This window comes from Clostridium sp. YIM B02506, assembly GCF_022324845.1.
Taxonomy (GTDB): Bacteria; Bacillota; Clostridia; order Clostridiales; family Clostridiaceae; genus Clostridium_T; species Clostridium_T intestinale.
Genome location: NZ_JAKGTG010000041.1, coordinates 1 through 21,170 on the forward strand (window position 1 = coordinate 1; position 21,170 = coordinate 21,170).

The following is a 21,170-nucleotide window of genomic DNA, read 5'->3' on the forward strand; positions in this document are numbered from 1 at the left end:
AACTAAATTGACTACTTAATCTCAAATTCATATAAAATTTCTTTGGTGCTATTGTTCTAAGTTGACGACATTGGGCAGACGCTTGGTCAGGTTTAGTAAATCCTCGTAATTCTGATGTCATCTTATTCGTAAATGTATTTACTATTTCTAATTTTTCTGATGAACATTTAACTGCCGAAATATGGCTTAACGCTAGTCTTCCTGAGAATTTAGATAAATCATATAATGTTTCTCCAACCAATACTGCACTAAAACCTCTTCCTAAAAATAGGGTTAACATTCTATCTTCAGATTCTGATATAGTTACTCCTAAAAAAGGAATTAATGTTTATAAAAGAATTGTACAACCTAATGAAACATTAGTTGCTGAGGAAGACGGAAAATTTATTATAGCTCCAGGTGGAAACTATTCGTTAATCATAAAGTCAACTAATTTAAATCATAGCAAAGTTGTAGTTGCATTTGGTTGGTGGGAAGAAGAAATATGCTAAAATAAACAAAGGATCCCTATATGGTAGATTTTTAACTACTGTATAGGGATTTGTTTTAGCTTCTATAAATTTAGTAGCTCTTTTTTCTTTTTATCAAATTCTTCTTGGGTTAATGCTCCCATATCCAGCAACTGCTTATATTTTATTAATTCATCTGCCGGAGATGTAGAGTTTACTGCGTTCCCCCTATGTGAAGTTTTCAGTTCCTTATATATTTGCACTTCTTTATTAACTGTATCAGCAAAAAAGCTTACAGTTACATTTGGTACATTCTGTATAGCTCTTGTAACAGCTCCATCTGTAATAGCTATTTTACCAAGTCCTAATCCTTTATAATGGGATATACTATTAATTTTATCTAATGGAATATCTATTAATCTTAATCCATAAAGCATACCTTTATCCAGCATTAATACACGTCTATCAGTACACACTATAATCCATGTATTACCTTCAGTAAAACCACTGGTTATGGCTTTAATATGTTCATCTTTATTAAGTACATTTGGTAACTCCATTATTTCTTTTTTAGTTCCCCAATCATCCTTATATGGCAAGCTTTCTATTTCTTTTTGAATATCAGCAGCACTTTTCTTATTTACTTTTCTATTTTTGTCTCCATAATTCTCTTTTAGATATTCTACAGCTATTTCGCCTTCTTTTTTGTACTTATTAGAATATACTAAATTTATAATTTTCCCTCTTACGGTAATTTGTATCAATCCATTTGTAGCAAAAGTAGGTCTAGAAAATACATCCATTGCCTGTATTTCTGTAAGCAATATTTCTCTTTTATTATAAATTATCCTATCGCTAAGTAACGTCCATGGCTTTTGCATCATAGCTTTAAACCTTAAATTCATTTCATTATTAAAATCCATTATTTTACTCCTATATCAGTATAATTTATTTATATAATCTTATCACAACTATGCTTATTTTTCTATTTACTGATACTTCCATCTAATAATATTGATTTTCTTGTACATAACAAAATGTTTAAGAGATAGAACTTTTTCTATCTCTTAGATATTAAAATAATTTAATTTATACGATAAGCCACCCATCTAAAAAATCTTCCTATATTTTTAAATGAAGCTATGTTGCAAAGTAGTTCTGTAAATTTTCCAAACTTCCTATAAAATAAGTTAAAGGCCAAAAATGGAATCCATTGTTTTTTAGATTTTGGAAGTCTTTTTATTATATTTTTGAAGGTATATATTTCTTTATAGATCCATAAGTAACCATCGTATAGTTCTTCTGGGGTTATATTTTTAGGTTTATATACCACATGCGCAGTATTATAATTTGATAGGTTAAAGTCTACAATTCTATTTTCTCTTAATAATGATTCATATAATTTTGTTCCAGGATAGGGGGTAAGGATATGGGATGTTACTGTTTCTATCTTGTTTTTAATTATCCATTCTAAGGTTTCTTTAAATACAAAGGCATCATCTTCATCTAATCCAAAGACAAAACTTGCATTTATCATTATTCCTCTTTTATGAACTTCCTCCACAAGTTTTTCATATCTTTTTACACTGTTTTGTATTTTGTGAACACTTGCTATTGATTTGCTATTTATACTTTCAAAACCTATAAAAAGACTTTCACAACCTGCTTCCTTCATCTCATCTAATAGCTCTGGCATATTCCCTATATTGGAGGTAACTGCCGCATTCCACTTTAATTTAAGAGGTTTTATTTCCTTTAAAAGCCTTTTTGTCCATGGTGGATTTCCTATAAAGTTATCATCAATAAACATTATATGCTTTGTTTTTAAAGCTTTTATATCCTTAATTACATCCTCTACTGGTCTATTTATATATGTTCTAAGTCCACTTTTGCAGCTATTATAACAAAAATCACATTCGAATGGGCAACCTCTACTTGTACTAATTATGTTGGTGTATAAGTATTTATTAGTGTCAATAAGCTCATACTTTGGTGATACTATTTCACTTCCTTCTATATTGTGCATATCAGAATATATCTTTTTTAGGGAGTTATTTTCTTTATCTTTAAGAATTTTTTCCCAAACTCTCTCAGCCATTCCAACGCATATAACATCAAAACTTCTACTAGCACTTTCTGGATCTGCGGTAATATGTATCCCACCTGCTACTACTGTTACTCCACGCTTTTGAAATTCTTTGGATATTTCCACAGCTCTATTCATAACATCTACAGTAACAGTTATGGCTACCAAATCTACAGCTTCATCAAAATTTATACTCTCAATGTTCTCATTTTCAATAATAACTTCATGCTTTTTTGGAGTAAGATTAGCTATTGTTAATAAAGCTAATGAGGGAGACATTCTTGTTTTTAATTTTGTATCCATAGGTCTTTGGCGCATTGCAGGTTGAATTAACTTTATCTTCATATATTACCTCACATAATTTAATTACTAACTTATTTTATAAGCATCATGAAATGTCCTTTAAGCTGAATTTTCTTACTGCTAAGCTAACTAACCCAGGAATATAGATAAGTATGTAGACAATCATCCATATACTTGGAGCTGTACTTGTTATACCGCCTGAGCCCATGAAAGGACCTGTAATACCAATATTTCTAAATATGGACGAAATCATCTGCCTGTATATTATATCGAAGGGTGAAATTAAGCTAGAAATAATCCCTAGATTTATAAGACTTTGATTTGAGAGCATGGAGCCTACCTGTTCCATTACTCCACCTATAAGTCCTAAAATATATATTGAAATAACAAATATTCCATTGCTTAGTGTTTTAAATGTAGCGCTTCCTAAAATAGAAAGAGCTAAAATAGCTATTGGTTCCAAAGTAAAAAATAAAAGACCTTTTATTATATTTAGTGGTTCAAGGCTATTTACTATAGGAAGTTTAAATATTGTACATATTGTAATTATTGATATAAAGAGAAAAACTGAATATATCACTGATAATGCTCCAAGTCCAAGATATTTTCCAATTACATAACTAGATCGTTTAATTGGACGTGTTATTATAGAATGTATTACACCACTTTCAATTTCTGAAGAAATTGAACCTATAGATGCCATAATTGTGAGAAATGCCACAAGCATACTTGAAAAATAAAACCCTAAAAATGATATTATATTTGAAGCTACATCAAGAGCATTTATTGTATTTAAAGACCCTGCTCTTGCAAGATCCTCTACTGCAAAATGAGTGATTACCCCAAATAATGTAAGGTAAACAAGAGTAAGTGCTGCAACAAGTATTAATATTTTTTTCCTTAAAGCCTCCTTAAAGGATGCTGCTGCTATTGCAATCACCTTTGCTCACCCCCTTCTATCAAATTTAAAAATACATTTTCAAGTGAAATTTTCTTTGGTGAAAGTTCAAATAGTCTTCCTCCTCCGTTAATTATTATAGATGCTATGCAATGTATGTCAGTTTTGCTCTTAATTTGCATATTTAGCTTGTTGTTTGATTGTGTAAGAGAGCTATCAAACTCTTTAAGCTTACTTAAAATTTCATTACTTAAATTTTCTGCATTTATCTCAAGGATTAACTTGCTTTCAAGTATGTCATCCATTTTTCCGTACTTAATTATACTGCCCCTTTTAATTATAGCCGCACTATCACACACAGCTTCAACCTCACTTAGCAGATGACTGTTAAGTAACACTGTTTTCCCCTTAGACTTCAAGGTCGTCATTATTTCCCTTACTTCTTTCCTACCCACAGGATCAAGTGCTGAAGTAGGTTCATCTAAAAAAAGCAGATCTGGATCTGTTAAAAGAGCACATGCTAATCCAATACGTTGCTGCATACCCTTGCTATAGGTGCCTACACGATAACTCTCATGACCTTTAAGTTTGACAATATCAAGAACCTCTTCTATCTTTGATACTGCACTTTTTTTGTCCAACTTATATAAGGAAGCATGAAATTTTAGGAGGTCTTCGCCTGTCATCCAATCCTGATATTTAAAGTTTTCAGGCAGATATCCTATTTTCTTTCTTACATCGATATCACCAACAGGCTTACCCAATACAAATGCCTTTCCACTGGTTGGAAATAATAAGCCTACCATCATTTTTATAAATGTACTTTTTCCTGCCCCATTAGGACCAAGAAATCCAAAAATTTCTCCCTCACCTACTGATATTGATATGTCTTTACAGCCAATTTTATTTCCATAATATTTTGTTAAACTTTCTGTCTCTATTACCATCCTATCACCTCATAAGCAAAGCTTTATTTAACAGATTTTGCAATCTTTAAAAGCTCTTCACTGTCTACTTGTCCGGATACAACATAGATAATACCCTTATCGTACCAAATTACTGCTGATTCAAAGTTCTCTTCTGAATTTCCATAATCCTTAGACATATATCCTTTTGCACCGTTTATATTAACTTCTGTCATTTCTGATTCTATCACTGGAATATACAGAGTGCTTTTCCAATCCTTCATAGACTTAAGCTGTGATTGTAGCCTTTGAGGAATTATAGGCATTTCTACAACTGCATCATACACTGCGTCAATATCCACATCATCAGGTACTGTTATTTCTGGAGATTTTGTCTCCATAATTGTTATAGGTTTATTGTTTATACTGTAGTTCATAGTCACCTGTGAAGCAAAATCTATTTTAAAAGTCTTACCATCAATATTTGCTGGTAGAAGTTTTGTAGCTCCATAGGATTTCATTATTTCATTTACATTCTCTGCCTTAAGTGTGAACTCAATAGCTGTAGGTTCAACAACATTAACACTTGGTACTACCCCATCAAGAACTGATGGCAAAGCTACTTTAACATCTGTAATGTTTTTTACATCTTCTTTTGAAGAAACTTTCTTCTGTCCTCCTTGTACCTTTATGTTTCCCATCTTTTCAAGCCTTATCTCTCCCTGCCCACTTGAAAGCTTACTCTGAATCTGTTGAATATCATCAAGAGTTACAGTCACTCCTTTTAAATCCTGAGCCCTAAAAATAGATAGTGTTTTTGAAATTGCTGCATTAACTGTTTGACCATTTATAATTGCCACAGCTAGTATAGCTGTACAAATTAAAGCTATAGTTTTTTTATTCTTTAACATATAGATAAACCCTCCTAAAAAAAATTGATGATTTTTAATCTTATTCTAATTTGTAAATAAAGAATATCATATATTTTATTGTTTATCAATAAATTTTTATCTATTTTCACTTTATATTTATTTTTTAACAACAAAAAAGCAGTCCTCACTTGTAGAACTGCTCTTTATACACTCTTTATACTTTACTATAATTTTTATATTAAAAAGTATCATCTATTAATTAAAAAGAATATCATAGATTAAAGTAATTATGTCTGAGGGGAAGCTGTGAATTTTAATGGGTGGAGTAATTTTGAAGATTTTGCTAGAGCCTGCGGCTATACTAAGTCAAACAATGAGAATGAATCTACTAATGAAGGTTGCAAAGATATCCCCAATGGATTTCAAAGCTTAAATCCTGAACTATTCGTTATTATAGGAGCAATTCTTGGAGAAATATTAGCAGGTAATATGCCTTTTAACGTTCAGAATGCACTAGGAAACTGGTTTGAACTACTGGGGCAAGTAATATTAACATATAATGCACAACAACAGTATTTCCAAGGTGGCCCAGGATTATATTATAATCCTAAAAATTATAATATAAATAATCCATATTGTGGCCCTAATAGCCCTACTGCTCCAAAAACTGAAAATACTCAAAGTCAAGCTGATAAAATTAATGAACTAGAAGCCCGTATTAATTCCTTAATGGCTGAAATAGAATTGATTAAAAATAAAACTAATGATTAACTAAGTTTTCTATCTTAGTTTCATCATTAAGTGTTCATTTATTCCCTCTCTATACAAACTTGGTATGTAGCCTACTTCAGTATATCCGACTTTTTCATATAGCCTTTTTGCATCTGGATTAAAATCTCCAACCACTAAAAATACTTTTGAAAAGTCTTTAAAACAAATATCTTCAAAGTATTGTAATAGCTTTTTGCCTACTCCATGGTTACGACTTTCTTCTTTTAATGCAATTATATGTAGATATGGAAATGCATGAAATGCTCCACCCAAAATAAACCACATGAATCCTATGCAGTTGTTGTCCATATCTACCGCTACATATATTTCTTCTTTAGAAAATCCTTCTTCTAATGTCTTTCTAGCACTTCCTGCCTTTGAAAAATATCTTCTTCCTAACTCAGAATTTACTAAAGCTTCTTCGCAGTCATTTATGTGATTCATATTTCCTTTAATGATTTTAATGCTCATATATTGATTATCTCCTAAAATTTAATTAAGTCCATTATATGTAACTTAATTAAATATATTTTATTCCTATCTGTCACTATTATAGAGCTTTAGTCTTTTTAGATAAAATATTGTATTTTATATTTCATCCCGCTATAATGTATAAACAGTGTAAAAGAAGTTTCTTAATACTCACTTTTAAAGTAACTTAGGACTTTTATTATTTCAAACCTAAAAAAGACTCACATATAATTAATTGCAAAATTTATTACATTTTAATTAAAGACTCTTTTCGCTATGATACTTTTATTTAAAACTAATTAATCTCTAGTACATTTTCCAGTTCTGTGAAATATAAGTGCAAAGTATTATACTCTTCTCTAGATATCGTTCCAGCATGCGCATCTACAAATCTATATTTATTAATAGCGTTAGCTGCACCTATAAAAATAGCTTTATCAATACTTATGTTATTTTTAAATATATTAAATTCTCCTATTATTATATTTTTTAGTTCAGAAAAATATAAACCTTCAAATATGTCTTTGCTACTTCTTCTAGAGAGTATTGTATCAATACTTGTCCCTCTATTATGTTTTTCAATAATATCATTTACCTTATTCTTCCCATATTTAAAAATTAAAATTTGTTTTACTAAATTTCTTAACTCTTTTTCAATTTTGTTTCGTCTACTAGAAATTATCTCCCTAAATTCTTCTTGATCAGCGGGTATGTACTCATTATAGTAGCTTGATTTCATATAGTTTTTAATAGCATCAATTTCAATATAGTAATTATTCTTTGAGCTCTGTGTAATTACGCCATACCCTAGCAGGTGTATAATACTTAATTCATTACCTCTTATTTTCTCCCTATAACTTTCAGTATTTTCTAAAGCAATGTCTTTTAATATTTCAAATTCTATTGGATACCATTTTTCTAATACAAATAATATTGATTGAATATATGAAATTAATTTACTATCTATTTTTTCCTTCAAATCATCATAATCTCTACTGGTTATTTTATATGGTCTTTGAACAAAATGTGAATTAAGTATGCTGCATACGTTTCTTATTAAAAATGGATGTCCCCCATAATTCTCATGTAATTTATAATATACCTTTTCATCAAAACTTAATCCCATGTAACTTCCGATTTGGTGCACCATACTTCTCACATCATCTAATGTGAATAGATTTAAATACCTTGCACTTACGTTGTTAAAAATCGGATTGTCAAATTCATTTACCGAAACTTGCTCAGTAATTTTGGGATTTACCCCTGCTATAATAAAGGAACATAAATTTGGTTCAGATTGTATAATTGATCTTAATGTTTGCCAAAACGATAAATAATCTTCCCCCGAACTCCAATGAGATTTTCTAGATAAGTCGAATGTTATATGTTCAATCTCATCAAAGATAATCAATACTCTTTTCTTGTGTAAGCTATAAACCTTTTTAAGATATCCTATAAAATTACGAGAAGCATTCTTTTCATCATTAACCATCATTTTTGATTCAATTAAGTTTAATCCATATTTTTCATCAATAAGAAACGTTATATATTCTAATAGTTCAAACCATCTTAGTTGATATACTGCTGTATCCTGACAATCTACAAATATACTCATACCTTTTCGAATATCTACTAATCTTTCAATAGCATATAGCACAGATGTCTTACCTGTCTTTCTTAATCCGAATAATCCTGTTTGTTCTCCTATACTATATTTGTCAAAAAAATTATGAACGATATTAGTTCGTCCGTAAAAATAATTATCTGATTTTAGAGGAGACTCCATTGCGAATAAATCTCTTTGGTAAAAGTATTCTCTAAGTCTACTTTGAAGAATTTTTTCTTCAAACTGCTCAGAAAGTATTTCATTATATGTAAAAGGTACTATTATTCTAGTGTCATTATTACGCATAGTATTAGCCTTTATTATTTCTTGTATGTTTCTATCTTCACTAATTAAAAAAACAACTACTGGATCTAATCTATTGGAATAATCCATAAACAGCTTGTCTACATAATCCAGTGTACGCTCATCATATAAACTAAATGGCGAAAATAGCATTAGAACTTCATTAAACATATTAAAACTCTCCCTATATGTTTCTGAAGGTTGAATAAAATTAAAATAATATGTTGATTTCTTAAACTTTTCTTCTCTTGAAAAAGTAATTCCAAAAAATTGAGAAAACTTTTCTGAAATCTTTATTTCATCTTCAGTTCCCTTGAAATTCAAGTCTGATTTTTTACCCTTAGTAAGGCGTTTCTCTAGGTGGACACTTTTAAAATCTTCTAAGAAATTTATAGATTTAGCACTTAATCCTTTTGGCGACGAATATGACTTAAATTCTACCTGTGTACTCTCAATTACTTTGTTTTTATCAGTAAAGCTTTGGAAATCACTTATGTGGAAAAAGTACTCTTTTTGTTCCTCTCCAGAAATAAATCCATATGCCTTATCTTGGTTAAAAAATTTAATAACGCCTTTCAACATTGTCATCTCCTAACAGAAAAAATATTTTCAGCTAAATTATACATTAGATTACAATGAATTTATATAATTTCCCATAAAAATTCTAACTTTTTTAATTTTCTTTCTGTCACATTATTTAATAATTACTATTTTTATAGCTTGAACGTAGTATAAACTAAATACATTTAAAAATAAATATCCACCGGCACAGCCGGTGGTTTTACCTTAACGGGCATAGCCCTTTACTACTAGCCACGCCTAAATGGCGTATGTCCGATCTGGCACATGCAAATTTGTTACCAGTTACCTGTAAACAGGTTGTTTACTTATTATCTTTTACTACTTTTAAACGGATCGATATCATCCATTGTTAATTGTTCACCTAATTGATCTTCTTTCAATTGATGTTCTATATATTCTTTTATTTTAGCTGTGTTCTTTCCTACTGTATCAACATAATACCCTCTACACCAAAACTCTCTGTTTCTATATTTGAACTTCATATTTCCGTACTTTTCATATATCATCAAGCTACTTTTTCCTTTTAAAAACCCCATGAAACCTGAAACACTCATTTTAGGTGGTATCTCTATTAGAATATGTATGTGATCTATACATACTTCTGCTTCTATTATATTTACGCCTTTCCATTTACATAATTCCCTCAGTATTCCTCCAATCTCCAATCTTTTTTCTCCGAAAAATACTTTCCTACGGTACTTCGGCGCAAATACCACATGATACTTACAATTCCATTTTGTATGTGATAAACTATGTATGTCGTTCACTTTTAACGACCTCCTTTTGATGTTTTTATTGCAGTTGCCAGACCGCATTTTTATTTTACATCAAAAGGAGTTTTTATTATATGTTCCATAGCTGTAAGCTTTTCTGAACCCCTGGTCTAACCAGGGGTTTTCTAAAACAAAAAAGAATAGCACGTATAGCTATTCTTAAATAAAATATTGATTTTATGCTTTTATTCTTTATAAATAAATACTCACCATAGTGAAGCTAAAATACTGCTGACTTATCTCTACAAATTGGAAATTTACAAGTCCAATTTATATATAGATTTTATCCTTTTAATACATATAGATTTTTAAAAACAGATTTTAACATATTTTTTATAGAAGAAGCCTATCACTAATGTTAAATCATTTACGCATTAATAAATTTATTTTTCCATTTTCATGACTTACTATACTTAATATATAAATTATGCTATACTATCCAAGTAAAACTCGTACCGTAGAAGTGGATGGCTACGGTGGTTTGTACGTTTCTCCCACCTTGGGCTGTTGGTGATTTTCACTATAGCTTAAGGGGGTGGTATTGGATATGTTAGAAACTATAATAAAAGGTACTTTTGTTGTTTATATTATTAGATTAATATTAAAACATAATCTTTTTATTTCAACTATAAAAATTAAGGTAAAATTCCTTGGTTTAGATATAGAAGTTCAAGGAAAAGAAAAAAAGCACCCATCCTCCACAGATTAGTGCTTTTTTCTTCCTAACATAACTAAAATCCAATAGCCCTAAAACTAAAAACGTTCTAGGATTGGCTTAGTGTTCGCGCACTAAGCCTTTTCTTATTTACACTACAAGTGTAAGTTCAGCTATCTAAATCAAAGATTTAGAATCTTACTTATATTATATCAGATTTTCTTAAATTATCACAACTCAATTTTGTTTGTTTTTAATATTAAATAATTATAGTATATTGTATTACTAATATTTAATATAAATTTATAAATATTATTTCAAATACTATAACTACTATCTTTGTTTAATTTTATTAAATATTCACAATCTTATTATTGACTATAGTTAATAATTTGATTCTTTCATAAATAATTTTATTTGTTTTTTATTTTATCAGCTTTTAATACTTACAAAATACTATTTATCTAACTTTGTATCTTATTCACATCTTGTAAGTAATATCTTTTTTAAACAAATACTAATTTAAATCTTAAATTATCCATTATTCCATATCAAATCTTTCAACTGCAGTATTTTTGTTTGTTTTTTATTTCAATACTATTTTTGACTTAAAAACGTTTATTTTCAAGACTTTTAATCTATAAATTATTTTATTTGTTTTTATTAAAAAATAAAAAGCTCTAAACTCAAGAAAAACTTCGCAATAGTTCCAATCTATTCATATATAATTACCAATAAGCTATATATTATAATGTATTAAATTTATTATTTTTATCAATGAGATATTATAATGCTAAAAGAATCTATAGTTATATTTCTGACCATAATATCTTTGTTTAGAAATTCTTCTTTAATGATGACTTATTATCCTAATAGAAAAATAGAAGCTAGAAATATTAACTTTTGCAGTAACCATTAATATTTTCTAGGTTTTGGTTCTAAGCTAAGCTTTAGGCTTAAAACTAAGAAACAAACAAATCGTAATCAAACATTTCTCTATCTATATTATAAAAAATTCTAATATAAGAAACTTAAAATTTTTATAAAATTCAAACCATCTTAGTAGTGCAATGCTAACCTTTTTATTTTTTTAGATTATTAAATTTAAATCCTTCTCCTCGTTTCATCTTAGATGAGAAACGTGAGCTTATCTAAGATGAAAATCTAAATAAGTATTGATTAATATATTACCCTTGAAATTTTAACTTTAGATATTATTTAATAATATCTCTAGATTTAAATATAACAAAATAGCTTGTACAATAAAATTTTAACTTAAATTCCAACATTATTTTTAAATACAAGAAATAATACTTTCTAATTTTGTAAAAACTATTTTTATAAAATTAGAAAGAGGTGATTAAAATGAAGATGAAAATTGAATACTTTATTATCATCTTATTTATTAGAGGAATTGTAATAAATATAGATACTATAAATATCTCAATTAAAGAAATGCATACTGTTCCATCAGTATTAGCTGTAACAATTACTATTATCTTAATTAAATTATTAAAATTCATCAATAAATTTCGTAAGGACAAAGAGTAGAGAAATTTCTCTAATTTCTTTTTTGCCTAATTATCTTAAACATTTTTATTTGTTTTTTGTTTTAATTTATATATCTATTATTATCTTAGCTTAATAAATTTATTCTAACTTTTTATTTGTTTTTTAATTTTATATAACTCCTATGATATAACCCCTATGATATAACTGCTATTTTAAGTAGATTTTTTAAACATAGAGCCATTTCTTTTGTTTTTTCAATTAAATAACCTTATTTGTTTTTTCTTTTTGTCTTTCTATTTTTATTATTAGTTAAATATCGATAATTTATTCTGGCTTTTATTTGTTTTTTAATTTTAAAATAAAAAATCCACATCCAAGAAAATTAATCCTTAGTTGTGACAATAATCTTTTAACCTGCATATATTGTTATAGAAGAATAGAAATGAGCCATTTTTACTTGTAAAAACATTAAGTTTAGCTCCTACATCTTAATTGATGTAGGAGCTTTATTTTATAATTCTAAAAATTTCTCCAAGTATTTTGTCCAGTTATTCCATATATACTAGTACAAATTTGAATTATTTATTTGTTTTTAATTTTACATTACTTAAATTATAACTTAACTCACTAAACTCCTACTATTTTAATACACATGAATTCTTTAATTATTTTATGGCTATTTTAAAATTTAAACTATCTTAGTAGTCCAATCCTCACAATTCCATATTTCAGTAACTACATCTCTGTAGAATTCTGGTTCATGGGATACTAGTAATATTGATCCTTTATATTCTCTTAAGGCTCTTTTTAATTCTTCTTTTGCTTCTACATCTAAATGGTTTGTAGGCTCATCTAGAATTAGTATATTTGTTTCTGTGTTTAGGATTTTGCATAGTCTTACTTTTGCAGCTTCTCCTCCAGATAAAACCATTATTTTTGATTCTAACTGTTTAGTTGTTAATCCACATTTAGCTAAGGCTGCTCTTATTTCATATTGAGTTTTGCTTGGGAACTCTTGCCATACTTCTTCTATACAAGTGTTGGTATTTCCTGATCTATCTTCTTGTTCAAAGTAACCTATGTATTGATAATCTCCAAGTTCTACTTCTCCACTTAAAGGTTTGACTTTGCCAAGTAAACTCTTTAATAGGGTAGATTTACCTAGTCCATTTGCTCCAACTAAAGCTATTTTTTGTCCTCTTTCCATATAAAGATCTAATGGTTTAGTTAATGGTGAGTCATATCCTATAACTAATCCTTTAGTTTCGAATATTACTTTTCCTGAAGCTCTAGCTGCTTTGAAGTTAAATTCTGGTTTTGGTTTTTCTTTTGAAAGTTCTATTACGTCCATTTTATCAAGTTTCTTTTGTCTTGATTTGGCCATATTTGCAGTAGCAACATTTGCTTTATTTCTTGCAACAAAGTCTTCTAGCCTAGCTATTTCTTTTTGTTGCTTTTCATATGCTGCTTCTAATCTCTTTTTGTTTTCTTCATATAGTCTTCTAAATTCATCATAGTCTCCAACATATCTTGTTAGCTTTCTTTCTTCTACATGATATATAAGATTAACTACTGAATTTAAAAATGGAATATCGTGGGATATTAATATAAAAGCATTTTCATAGTTGTTTAAGTATCTCTTTAACCATTCTATGTGCTCTTCATCTAAATAGTTAGTAGGCTCATCTAAAAGTAATATTTCTGAGTTTTGCAGTAATAACTTACCTAATAATATTTTTGTTCTTTGTCCACCAGATAAATCATCTACATCTCTATCTAAACCTAAATCTAAAAGTCCAAGACCCTTAGCAACTTCTTCTACCTTTGCATCTATTACATAAAATCCATTATGGTCTAATAAGTCTTGAATTGTTGCTGTTCTTTCTAGCATTTTTTCTAATTCTTCTGGTTCTACTTCACCCATTTTTCCATAAAGAGAATTCATTTCTTCTTCTAAATCAAATAGGTACTTAAATGCATCTCTAAGTGCATCTCTTATGGATATTCCTTTTTCTAAAGCTGCATGTTGATCCATGTATCCAACTCTAACATTATTTGACCAAAGTACCTTACCTTCGTCTGGCATAAGTTTGTTTGTAACTATGTTCATGAATGTAGATTTTCCTTCTCCGTTAGCTCCAATTAAACCTACATGCTCTCCTTTTAATAATCTAAAGGACACATCTTCAAATATAGCTCTATCACCAAATCCATGGCTCATGTCTTTAACTGTTAAAACACTCATTTTCTTCTCTCCTTAGTATTAACTTCGCTAGGATAATTTTAATAGATGGTCAAGTTTATTACAAGAGTATTTCACTTTATAATTTTATCCAATGTATGAATTGTTTTTATAGCATTTATATTTTTTACGTGGACAAAATAATATTGTTGAAGAAAGATTTTAAAGATTATCAAATGTGATAAATCAATAAACCTCAACTTCAATGAAATAAGCAGCTATCAACTTAAAGAAATACACTGGCTTACTTTATAGTTTGTCGGTGTATTTTTTTAACTTCCTTTTAATAATTCTTAACGATATTAAACATTAAATTTTACTAATTTACTGTTATTATTATTTTATAAGATACAAATATTTATTTAAGGAGGATTTTTATGAATAATAATTACACAATTAAAAGCAAGATAGTAATTGAAGTTGAAACAATTCTAGGTCAAAGCATTATCCCAACAGAAAAAATGTTTAAAAATTTAATTAATTCAGATCTTACCCAAGCTTCATATTTAGTAAAAGACGTAGAAATATTAAATTTTGCTATTGAAAAGTATACTGAAAATCTTGAAAAAATTTGTGATTAGTTTTACCTAGAGCTTCTTTTATTGAAGTTCTTTTTTTGTTTTAATTGTAAACCTATTTTAAAATAATTTGGTTGACAATTGTTTTTTGCTCTTTTATACTATGGTATATATTTACCATATAATTTATTTTAAAGGAGTTTTATTATGAACCAAAAATTATCTATTAGAGACTTAACCTTTATAGGTATGGGAGCTGCTATATTAGCTGTTTTATCTCAATTTTCAATACCTATTCCCTTTTCTACAGTTCCAATCACTCTACAAGTACCAGCAGTTATATTATTAGCCCTTATTTATACTCCAAAGCAATCATTTTTATCCGTTATTATTTTCATTCTATTAGGTGCTGTTGGCTTACCTGTTTTCTCTAACTTTCATGGAGGATTAAATGTAATTCTTGGCCCTACAGGAGGATATATTATAGGCTTTCCCCTAATGGCCTTAATAATTGGTTATTCTAAAAAACTGGACAATCCTCTATTAACTTTCATTTTAGTTTATATAGCTATTGCAGTTGATTATTTTACAGGTGTTCTGCAACTATCTATAGTTGCTCACTTATCTCTTCCAGCTGCACTTGCTGCAGGATTATATCCATTTATTATTAAAGATATCATTGTTGTTTTTTTAACCGTTTTGTTAGGCGTAAAAATTAGACAAAGACTCTCTACTGCTCTTCTTTAAATCTATGTTGGGGTATGATAAAATAATATTATTATTTTAAAGAATAGAATGGGGGCTAATAATAATGATATCTAATAAAATGAAAGATCTTGTAGCTGGCAGTTCTACCATAAGAGCAATGTTTGAAGAAGGAAAAAGACTGGCGTCAATATATGGGGAAGAGAATGTTTTTGATTTTAGTCTTGGAAACCCTAATGTGGAACCTCCAGAAGTTGTAAAAAATACTATAATCGAAATATTGTCTGAGGAATCTCCTAATTTTGTTCATGGCTATATGAGTAATTCAGGTTATGAGGATGTTAGACTTAAAATTGCTGAGTTTACTAACAAAAAACATAATCTAAATTTAACTGAAAATAATATTGTAATGACTTGTGGTGCTGCTGGTGGGTTAAATATAATTTTTAAAACCCTAATGAACCCAGGTGACGAGGTTATAACTTTTGCTCCTTATTTTGGAGAATATAGAGCATATACCAACAATTATGATGGAAATCTTGTTGTTGTTCCATCAAATACAGATACTTTTGAGCCAAACTTAGAAGAATTTGAAAATAAAATAACATCAAAAACTAAAATCGTAATTATAAATTCACCTAATAATCCTACTGGTGTTATCTATTCAGAAGAAGTTATAAAAAGTTTAGCTAATATACTTAATAAAAAACAAAAAGAATTTAATAGTAGCATTTATTTAATTTCCGATGAGCCATATAGAGAAATTGTTTATGATGATATTAAAGTTCCGTACTTATTAAATTATTATAATAACTCTATAATAGGATATTCCTATAGTAAATCATTATCTTTACCTGGAGAAAGAATAGGGTACATAGTAGCAAATAGCAATCTTGATGATTTTGATATTTTTATGCAAGGTTTAAATGTTGCTAACAGAGTACTAGGGTTCGTTAACGCTCCTTCTCTATTCCAAAGAGTAATTGCTAGAACTTTAGGTGCTGAGGTTGATGTTGATATTTATAAGAAAAATAGAGATTTATTATATAATCACCTTACAAAAATAGGTTTTTCTTGTGTAAAGCCTAATGGAGCTTTTTATCTTTTCCCTAAATCTTTAATAGAAGATGATGTTAAGTTCTGTCAAGATGCTAAAAAGTTCAATTTACTAATTGTTCCTGGTACTGCCTTTGGTTGTCCTGGACATTTTAGAATTTCTTATTGTGTTTCTTATGATAAAATTGAAAAATCTTTAGCTGCTTTTGATAAACTAGCTGAATTATATTTAGGATAATGGGTGATTATTATGAGTAAGCTTTGGTTAGATAAAATAAGAAAAGTTGACCCCTATATTCCAGGTGAACAGCCTAAGGTAGTTAATATCTTAAAGCTAAATACAAATGAAAACCCCTATCCTCCAGCTCCTAAGGTTATTGAGGAGCTTAAAAATATAGAGGGTTCAAACTTAAGATTATATCCTGACCCTACTGCTGGTGAATTAGTAGAAACTTTGGCTGATTATTATGGTTTAGAAAAAGATCAAGTTTTTGTTGGAAATGGTTCTGATGATGTTTTAGCTTTATCTTTTATGACTTTTTTTAATTCAGACAAGCCACTATTATTTCCTGATATAACTTATTCTTTTTATCCTGTATACGGTGATTTATTTAATATCAATTATGATAAAGTTCCTTTAAATGAGGATTTAACCATAACTAAAGAAGACTACTTTAGAGAAAATGGAGGAATTATATTCCCTAATCCTAATGCACCTACTGGAGTTGGTGTGGAGTTGTCCTTTATAGAAGATATTTTAATAAAAAATAGAGATGTAATAGTGATTGTTGATGAAGCTTATATAGATTTTGGTGGAGAATCCGCTGTTAAACTTATAAATAAATATGATAATCTAGTTGTTATTCAAACTTATTCTAAATCTAGATCTTTAGCAGGTTTAAGAGTTGGTGTAGCTTTAGGTTCTAAGGAAGCTATATCCTACCTAAATGATGTTAAGAACTCTTTTAACTCTTACCCTCTAGATTATATATCTCAAAGATTAGCTATAGCTTCTCTTAAGGATGATGAGTATTTTAAAGATACTTGTTCAAAAATAATTAAAACTAGAGAAAATACTATTAAGGAATTAAAAAAATTAGGTTTTATAATTCCTGAATCAAAGGCTAACTTCATATTTATAACTCATCCAACTATAAAGGCTAAGGATTTATTTGAAGCCTTAAAGAAAGATGGTATATTTGTTAGATACTTTAGTTCTCCTAGAATTGATAACTATTTAAGAGTAACTATAGGTACTAATTCTGAAATGGAGAGATTCTTAAATTTCGTAAAAGATTATATAGCTTAATATTAAAGAGGTCTTTGAATAACAAAGACCTCTTTAAATATATTATTTTATTTTCTCATCTTCAAAACTTCTATATCCCTTATCTACTTTATCATTCCCTTTATTGTCTTGCTTTTCATGAAGCTTTTGTCTTCTTTCACCTTTTTGCATTGAATCATTAGGTTTATTTTGTGGCATCATAATCAACTCCCTTCAATAAGTATTTTTTACTTATTAAAGAGTTTTAATTCTAAGTATTATCTTCTAAAATTAACTAATCTATTGAATGCAAGTACTAAAGTAGGTAAATTCATCACTATAAAATAAATAATAATAGTGGCTATTAAAGGTCCATTTAGTACTCTTTCTTTTGTTGAAAGTATGTCCGAAGTCACTTCTGTGACAGAATTAGAGTCCAAATCCACTCTCATATAAGAATGTCTTGAATTTGCTCCCAATCTCTCATAGGAATCATATATCCCTCTAGATTTACAGTCATCCTCTATTTTTTTGATTATTATTATAGATATAGCTGCAAATATTACCCCTAAAAATCCCCACACAGATAATGCCGCCATTTTTTCACTCGTACTAAATTGTGAAATAGCATCAGGACTCACATTGTTCTCCATAAATAATGAAATTACTTTTTGTAAGGTTACTTGGAATCCATTTATCATAAAGTGCATAACTACAGATGCAAATATACTATTTGTTATCCTAACTAAATATGCTAAAACCATTCCTAAAACTGCTGCATATAGGAACTGCTGTGCATTTAAGTGGAATACTCCAAATAATAATCCTGTAACTATAGATGCTACCCATTTATTTTTAAAATCGTATCCTGATAAAACTATACCTCTTAGTGTTACCTCTTCTGTAATAGCAGGCATTACTGCTATTAATAAAAGTAATATTGGGTATGGTGTGTCCATTATAGATCCGATAAAAGCGCCTACATCATTTGAAAAAAAGAAACCTGATATTAGTGAAAATAACATTACAACAGGTTGTATAGCAAATGCTAAAATCATTATCCAAAATATATTTTTAAAACTTATAGGATTTAATCTAAAAGTTTTTTTGACAGATGATTTTGTTACTAGTATATATATAGCCGCTGGAACTAAAAATAAGATTACATGATTCAGAAATAAGATAATTCTAGAATCAGTTAAATTTATGTTTTCATATACTATCCCCAAAAGATATGGAACAAAAGTGCTTATTAAAAGTATCATTAGAAAATACAAATTAGCTCTAAAAATCTTTCTCATAAAATGCCTACTTTCTTAAATTTTTTTTATTATTTTGTATAATATCCATTAGAGTTGTCTAAAATATAAATGAAGCTACTAAGCTTTATATGATATTGCCTCTCCCCCATTTTAATATAATTAACATCCCTCTAGGAGTCCTTATGAGTCTTGGAGGGTTTGTTGTTTTATTACTTTATAGTTCTTCTTACAAGGTCAAGTGCACTCATAGTAGTTCTTACTCTAACTCTATTTCTATTACCTGTAAAGTTAAATTCCTTAACTAAGCAATTCCCTTTATAATATACCCCAATATAAACTAGTCCAACTGGTTTTTCAGCTGTTCCTCCACCTGGTCCTGCAATTCCTGTGGTTGAAACTCCTAAATCAGCTCCTGCTGCTTTAGCTATCCCCTCAGCCATTTCTCTAGCAGTCTCTTTACTTACTGCGCCATATTTATCTAATGTTTCTTTTTTTACACCTAATCTCTTCATTTTAGCTTCATTTGAATAAGTAACTGCGCCTTCCAAAAAGCTTTCAGATATTCCAGCGTAGTTAATAAGTTTCTCTGCCACCATCCCACCTGTGCAACTTTCTGCTGTTGCTATTTTTATTCCTTTTTTAACTAAGAGTTCTCCCACAACCTCTTCTAAAGAAGTTTCTCCCTCTCCATATATATATTCTTCTAATCTTCTTCTAATCTCTTTTTCAACTGGTTTTATAAGTTCTTCTGCTTCTTTTTCATTTTTAGCCTTAGCTGTTATTCTTAAAATAGCCTCTATATCTTTAGCATAAGGTGCTACTGTTGGATTGGTTTGATTTACTATTAAATCATTAACTATTTCTGCCATACGACTTTCCCCTATTCCAAAAGTTCTTAACACCTTTGAAACCAAAACACTGTCTGTAAATTGTTTTAGATATGGAACAACATAATTGTCAAACATAGGCTTCATTTCTCTTGGAGGTCCAGGCAATACTACTATCTTCTTACCATTATCCCCTTCTATAATTGCTCCTGGAGCTGTTCCATAATCATTTTTAAGAACTATTGCATCTTTAGGAAAATAAACTTGTTTCTCATTACTTCCTACTAATTCTCTTCCACTTTTCTCAAAAAACTTTTTTAAATTCTCATAAGATTCTTTATGAAGCGCAAGCTCCTTATTAAAATATTTAGCTGCCATTTCTTTTGTCAAATCATCTGGTGTTGGCCCAAGTCCACCTGTAGTTATTATAATATCTGAATTCTCAAAAGCATTTTTAAAACTTTCCAAAACTCTTTCTTCATTATCTCCAACAACTTCTTGTTTATATACATTTATTCCAAGGTTAGCTAACTCTCTAGATATATATTGCGCATTCGTGTTTACTATATCTCCTAATAAAATCTCTGTACCTACTGCAATAATTTCAGCATTCATTTAATTCACCTTCTTAATAAATTTATTAATTATAATGATATCATTTGTTGTTGGAATTTTCTAGGCAATAGCTTAATTTAAACTTTCAAAAAATTATCAAAGCGATAATGCTCCAAATTTCTTATGCAATAAAAAATCTGTCCTAAAAGTAGAGTAACTCTACTTCGGACAGACCTTTATGTGAAAAACTCTCTTACCTCAAAACCTAAACATCTAAGTATAATTAAGTAGTTTATATTTGTAACCTTTAGCTTTAAGGTGGGGTAAAAGCTAGATGGAGGTTATGTATGAGGCAAAAGAATTTATTGCCAAGTTACTGGGGCTGATTGTTTCTTTCTAGTTTTGTTTTTATTTTTGCCTTCCTCTGATGCAGATGTATCATCCCAATTAGATTTCAATTTTCTAGATAATTTATTATCAACTTGACTATCTTTCGGCATATTAATCACTCCTATTCGTGAATTCTTGTCCTGTACACTATTTAATCTATGC

21 protein-coding genes are annotated in these 21,170 nt (G+C 28.9%); 8 read left to right on the forward strand and 13 right to left on the reverse strand.

Going from position 1 to position 21,170, the window contains the following annotated elements; translation table 11 throughout:
- Positions 1-119: 119 nt before the first annotated feature.
- Complete coding sequence (locus L1S49_RS20935) at positions 120-491, forward strand: DUF6143 family protein (protein WP_238907298.1); 372 nt, start codon at positions 120-122, stop codon at positions 489-491.
- 62 nt (positions 492-553) lie between these two features.
- Here the strand turns inward: L1S49_RS20935 and L1S49_RS20940 are convergent, their stop codons facing one another.
- The 5 genes from L1S49_RS20940 to L1S49_RS20960 all read right to left on the reverse strand — a co-directional run bounded on the left by L1S49_RS20940 (position 554) and on the right by L1S49_RS20960 (position 5,552).
- Positions 554-1,372, reverse strand: a complete 819-nt coding sequence (locus L1S49_RS20940; protein ID WP_238907272.1) for a PH domain-containing protein — start codon at positions 1,370-1,372, stop codon at positions 554-556.
- Between the two features lie 161 nt (positions 1,373-1,533).
- On the reverse strand, positions 1,534-2,880 hold the full coding sequence (locus tag L1S49_RS20945; protein WP_238907273.1) for a radical SAM protein: 1,347 nt from the start codon (positions 2,878-2,880) through the stop codon (positions 1,534-1,536).
- Between the two features lie 43 nt (positions 2,881-2,923).
- On the reverse strand, positions 2,924-3,778 hold the full coding sequence (locus L1S49_RS20950) for an ABC transporter permease (RefSeq protein ID WP_238907274.1): 855 nt from the start codon (positions 3,776-3,778) through the stop codon (positions 2,924-2,926).
- On the reverse strand, positions 3,775-4,683 hold the full coding sequence (locus L1S49_RS20955) for an ABC transporter ATP-binding protein (protein ID WP_238907275.1): 909 nt from the start codon (positions 4,681-4,683) through the stop codon (positions 3,775-3,777). The genes L1S49_RS20950 and L1S49_RS20955 overlap by 4 nt, the downstream gene beginning before the upstream one ends.
- A gap of 23 nt (positions 4,684-4,706) precedes the next feature.
- Positions 4,707-5,552, reverse strand: coding sequence for a DUF4367 domain-containing protein (locus tag L1S49_RS20960; RefSeq protein ID WP_238907276.1), 846 nt, complete (start codon positions 5,550-5,552; stop codon positions 4,707-4,709).
- Between the two features lie 267 nt (positions 5,553-5,819).
- On the opposite strand from L1S49_RS20960, the gene L1S49_RS20965 reads away from it, so the two are divergent.
- A complete protein-coding gene (locus tag L1S49_RS20965; protein WP_238907277.1) occupies positions 5,820-6,284 on the forward strand; it encodes a hypothetical protein in 465 nt (154 codons plus the stop codon).
- A gap of 9 nt (positions 6,285-6,293) precedes the next feature.
- Here the strand turns inward: L1S49_RS20965 and L1S49_RS20970 are convergent, their stop codons facing one another.
- The 3 genes from L1S49_RS20970 to tnpA form a co-directional block, all read right to left on the reverse strand.
- On the reverse strand, positions 6,294-6,755 hold the full coding sequence (locus L1S49_RS20970) for a GNAT family N-acetyltransferase (RefSeq protein ID WP_238907278.1): 462 nt from the start codon (positions 6,753-6,755) through the stop codon (positions 6,294-6,296).
- Positions 6,756-7,050: 295 nt separating this feature from the next.
- Positions 7,051-9,246, reverse strand: coding sequence for a cold shock domain-containing protein (locus L1S49_RS20975; protein WP_238907279.1), 2,196 nt, complete (start codon positions 9,244-9,246; stop codon positions 7,051-7,053).
- Positions 9,247-9,554: 308 nt separating this feature from the next.
- Positions 9,555-10,013, reverse strand: a complete 459-nt coding sequence (tnpA, locus tag L1S49_RS20980) for an IS200/IS605 family transposase (protein ID WP_238907280.1) — start codon at positions 10,011-10,013, stop codon at positions 9,555-9,557.
- A gap of 547 nt (positions 10,014-10,560) precedes the next feature.
- Here tnpA and L1S49_RS20985 point away from each other — a divergent pair.
- Positions 10,561-10,728 (forward strand): hypothetical protein, encoded by a 168-nt coding sequence (locus tag L1S49_RS20985; RefSeq protein ID WP_238907281.1) that lies wholly within the window; start codon positions 10,561-10,563, stop codon positions 10,726-10,728.
- Positions 10,729-12,039: 1,311 nt separating this feature from the next.
- A complete protein-coding gene (locus L1S49_RS20990; RefSeq protein ID WP_238907282.1) occupies positions 12,040-12,225 on the forward strand; it encodes a hypothetical protein in 186 nt (61 codons plus the stop codon).
- A 649-nt stretch (positions 12,226-12,874) separates the two neighbouring features.
- Here L1S49_RS20990 and L1S49_RS20995 read toward each other — a convergent pair.
- Positions 12,875-14,431: an ABC-F family ATP-binding cassette domain-containing protein gene (locus L1S49_RS20995; RefSeq protein ID WP_021803769.1), complete on the reverse strand. Its 1,557-nt coding sequence runs from the start codon at positions 14,429-14,431 to the stop codon at positions 12,875-12,877.
- A gap of 374 nt (positions 14,432-14,805) precedes the next feature.
- On the opposite strand from L1S49_RS20995, the gene L1S49_RS21000 reads away from it, so the two are divergent.
- The 4 genes from L1S49_RS21000 to hisC all read left to right on the forward strand — a co-directional run bounded on the left by L1S49_RS21000 (position 14,806) and on the right by hisC (position 18,016).
- Positions 14,806-15,009 (forward strand): hypothetical protein, encoded by a 204-nt coding sequence (locus L1S49_RS21000; protein ID WP_238907283.1) that lies wholly within the window; start codon positions 14,806-14,808, stop codon positions 15,007-15,009.
- A gap of 144 nt (positions 15,010-15,153) precedes the next feature.
- Complete coding sequence (locus tag L1S49_RS21005; RefSeq protein ID WP_021803771.1) at positions 15,154-15,693, forward strand: biotin transporter BioY; 540 nt, start codon at positions 15,154-15,156, stop codon at positions 15,691-15,693.
- Positions 15,694-15,757: 64 nt separating this feature from the next.
- Positions 15,758-16,945, forward strand: coding sequence for a pyridoxal phosphate-dependent aminotransferase (locus L1S49_RS21010; protein ID WP_238907284.1), 1,188 nt, complete (start codon positions 15,758-15,760; stop codon positions 16,943-16,945).
- Positions 16,946-16,957: 12 nt separating this feature from the next.
- On the forward strand, positions 16,958-18,016 hold the full coding sequence (gene hisC, locus L1S49_RS21015) for a histidinol-phosphate transaminase (protein ID WP_238907285.1): 1,059 nt from the start codon (positions 16,958-16,960) through the stop codon (positions 18,014-18,016).
- A 42-nt stretch (positions 18,017-18,058) separates the two neighbouring features.
- Here the strand turns inward: hisC and L1S49_RS21020 are convergent, their stop codons facing one another.
- The 4 genes from L1S49_RS21020 to L1S49_RS21035 form a co-directional block, all read right to left on the reverse strand.
- Positions 18,059-18,196 (reverse strand): clostri-philic family protein, encoded by a 138-nt coding sequence (locus tag L1S49_RS21020; protein WP_238907286.1) that lies wholly within the window; start codon positions 18,194-18,196, stop codon positions 18,059-18,061.
- A gap of 56 nt (positions 18,197-18,252) precedes the next feature.
- On the reverse strand, positions 18,253-19,275 hold the full coding sequence (locus L1S49_RS21025; protein ID WP_238907287.1) for a type II CAAX endopeptidase family protein: 1,023 nt from the start codon (positions 19,273-19,275) through the stop codon (positions 18,253-18,255).
- Positions 19,276-19,445: 170 nt separating this feature from the next.
- Positions 19,446-20,678, reverse strand: coding sequence for a competence/damage-inducible protein A (locus L1S49_RS21030; RefSeq protein WP_238907288.1), 1,233 nt, complete (start codon positions 20,676-20,678; stop codon positions 19,446-19,448).
- 302 nt (positions 20,679-20,980) lie between these two features.
- Positions 20,981-21,118 carry a hypothetical protein gene (locus L1S49_RS21035; RefSeq protein ID WP_021803777.1) on the reverse strand — a complete coding sequence of 46 codons (138 nt, stop codon included), beginning with the start codon at positions 21,116-21,118 and terminating at the stop codon, positions 20,981-20,983.
- Positions 21,119-21,170: the final 52 nt, after the last annotated feature.

Bases quoted from the DNA above. Each gene is read 5' to 3' on its own strand.
- L1S49_RS21005 (WP_021803771.1), top strand. From the start codon at position 15,154: ATGAACCAAAAATTATCTATTAGAGACTTAACCTTTATAGGTATGGGA.
- L1S49_RS20955 (WP_238907275.1), bottom strand. From the start codon at position 4,683: ATGGTAATAGAGACAGAAAGTTTAACAAAATATTATGGAAATAAAATT.
- L1S49_RS21010 (WP_238907284.1), top strand. From the start codon at position 15,758: ATGATATCTAATAAAATGAAAGATCTTGTAGCTGGCAGTTCTACCATA.
- L1S49_RS20990 (WP_238907282.1), top strand. From the start codon at position 12,040: ATGAAGATGAAAATTGAATACTTTATTATCATCTTATTTATTAGAGGA.
- hisC (WP_238907285.1), top strand. From the start codon at position 16,958: ATGAGTAAGCTTTGGTTAGATAAAATAAGAAAAGTTGACCCCTATATT.
- L1S49_RS21035 (WP_021803777.1), bottom strand. From the start codon at position 21,118: ATGCCGAAAGATAGTCAAGTTGATAATAAATTATCTAGAAAATTGAAA.
- L1S49_RS20960 (WP_238907276.1), bottom strand. From the start codon at position 5,552: ATGTTAAAGAATAAAAAAACTATAGCTTTAATTTGTACAGCTATACTA.
- L1S49_RS20970 (WP_238907278.1), bottom strand. From the start codon at position 6,755: ATGAGCATTAAAATCATTAAAGGAAATATGAATCACATAAATGACTGC.
- L1S49_RS20995 (WP_021803769.1), bottom strand. From the start codon at position 14,431: ATGAGTGTTTTAACAGTTAAAGACATGAGCCATGGATTTGGTGATAGA.
- L1S49_RS21030 (WP_238907288.1), bottom strand. From the start codon at position 20,678: ATGAATGCTGAAATTATTGCAGTAGGTACAGAGATTTTATTAGGAGAT.
- L1S49_RS21025 (WP_238907287.1), bottom strand. From the start codon at position 19,275: ATGAGAAAGATTTTTAGAGCTAATTTGTATTTTCTAATGATACTTTTA.
- L1S49_RS20945 (WP_238907273.1), bottom strand. From the start codon at position 2,880: ATGAAGATAAAGTTAATTCAACCTGCAATGCGCCAAAGACCTATGGAT.
- L1S49_RS21000 (WP_238907283.1), top strand. From the start codon at position 14,806: ATGAATAATAATTACACAATTAAAAGCAAGATAGTAATTGAAGTTGAA.
- L1S49_RS20975 (WP_238907279.1), bottom strand. From the start codon at position 9,246: ATGTTGAAAGGCGTTATTAAATTTTTTAACCAAGATAAGGCATATGGA.
- L1S49_RS21020 (WP_238907286.1), bottom strand. From the start codon at position 18,196: ATGATGCCACAAAATAAACCTAATGATTCAATGCAAAAAGGTGAAAGA.
- L1S49_RS20940 (WP_238907272.1), bottom strand. From the start codon at position 1,372: ATGGATTTTAATAATGAAATGAATTTAAGGTTTAAAGCTATGATGCAA.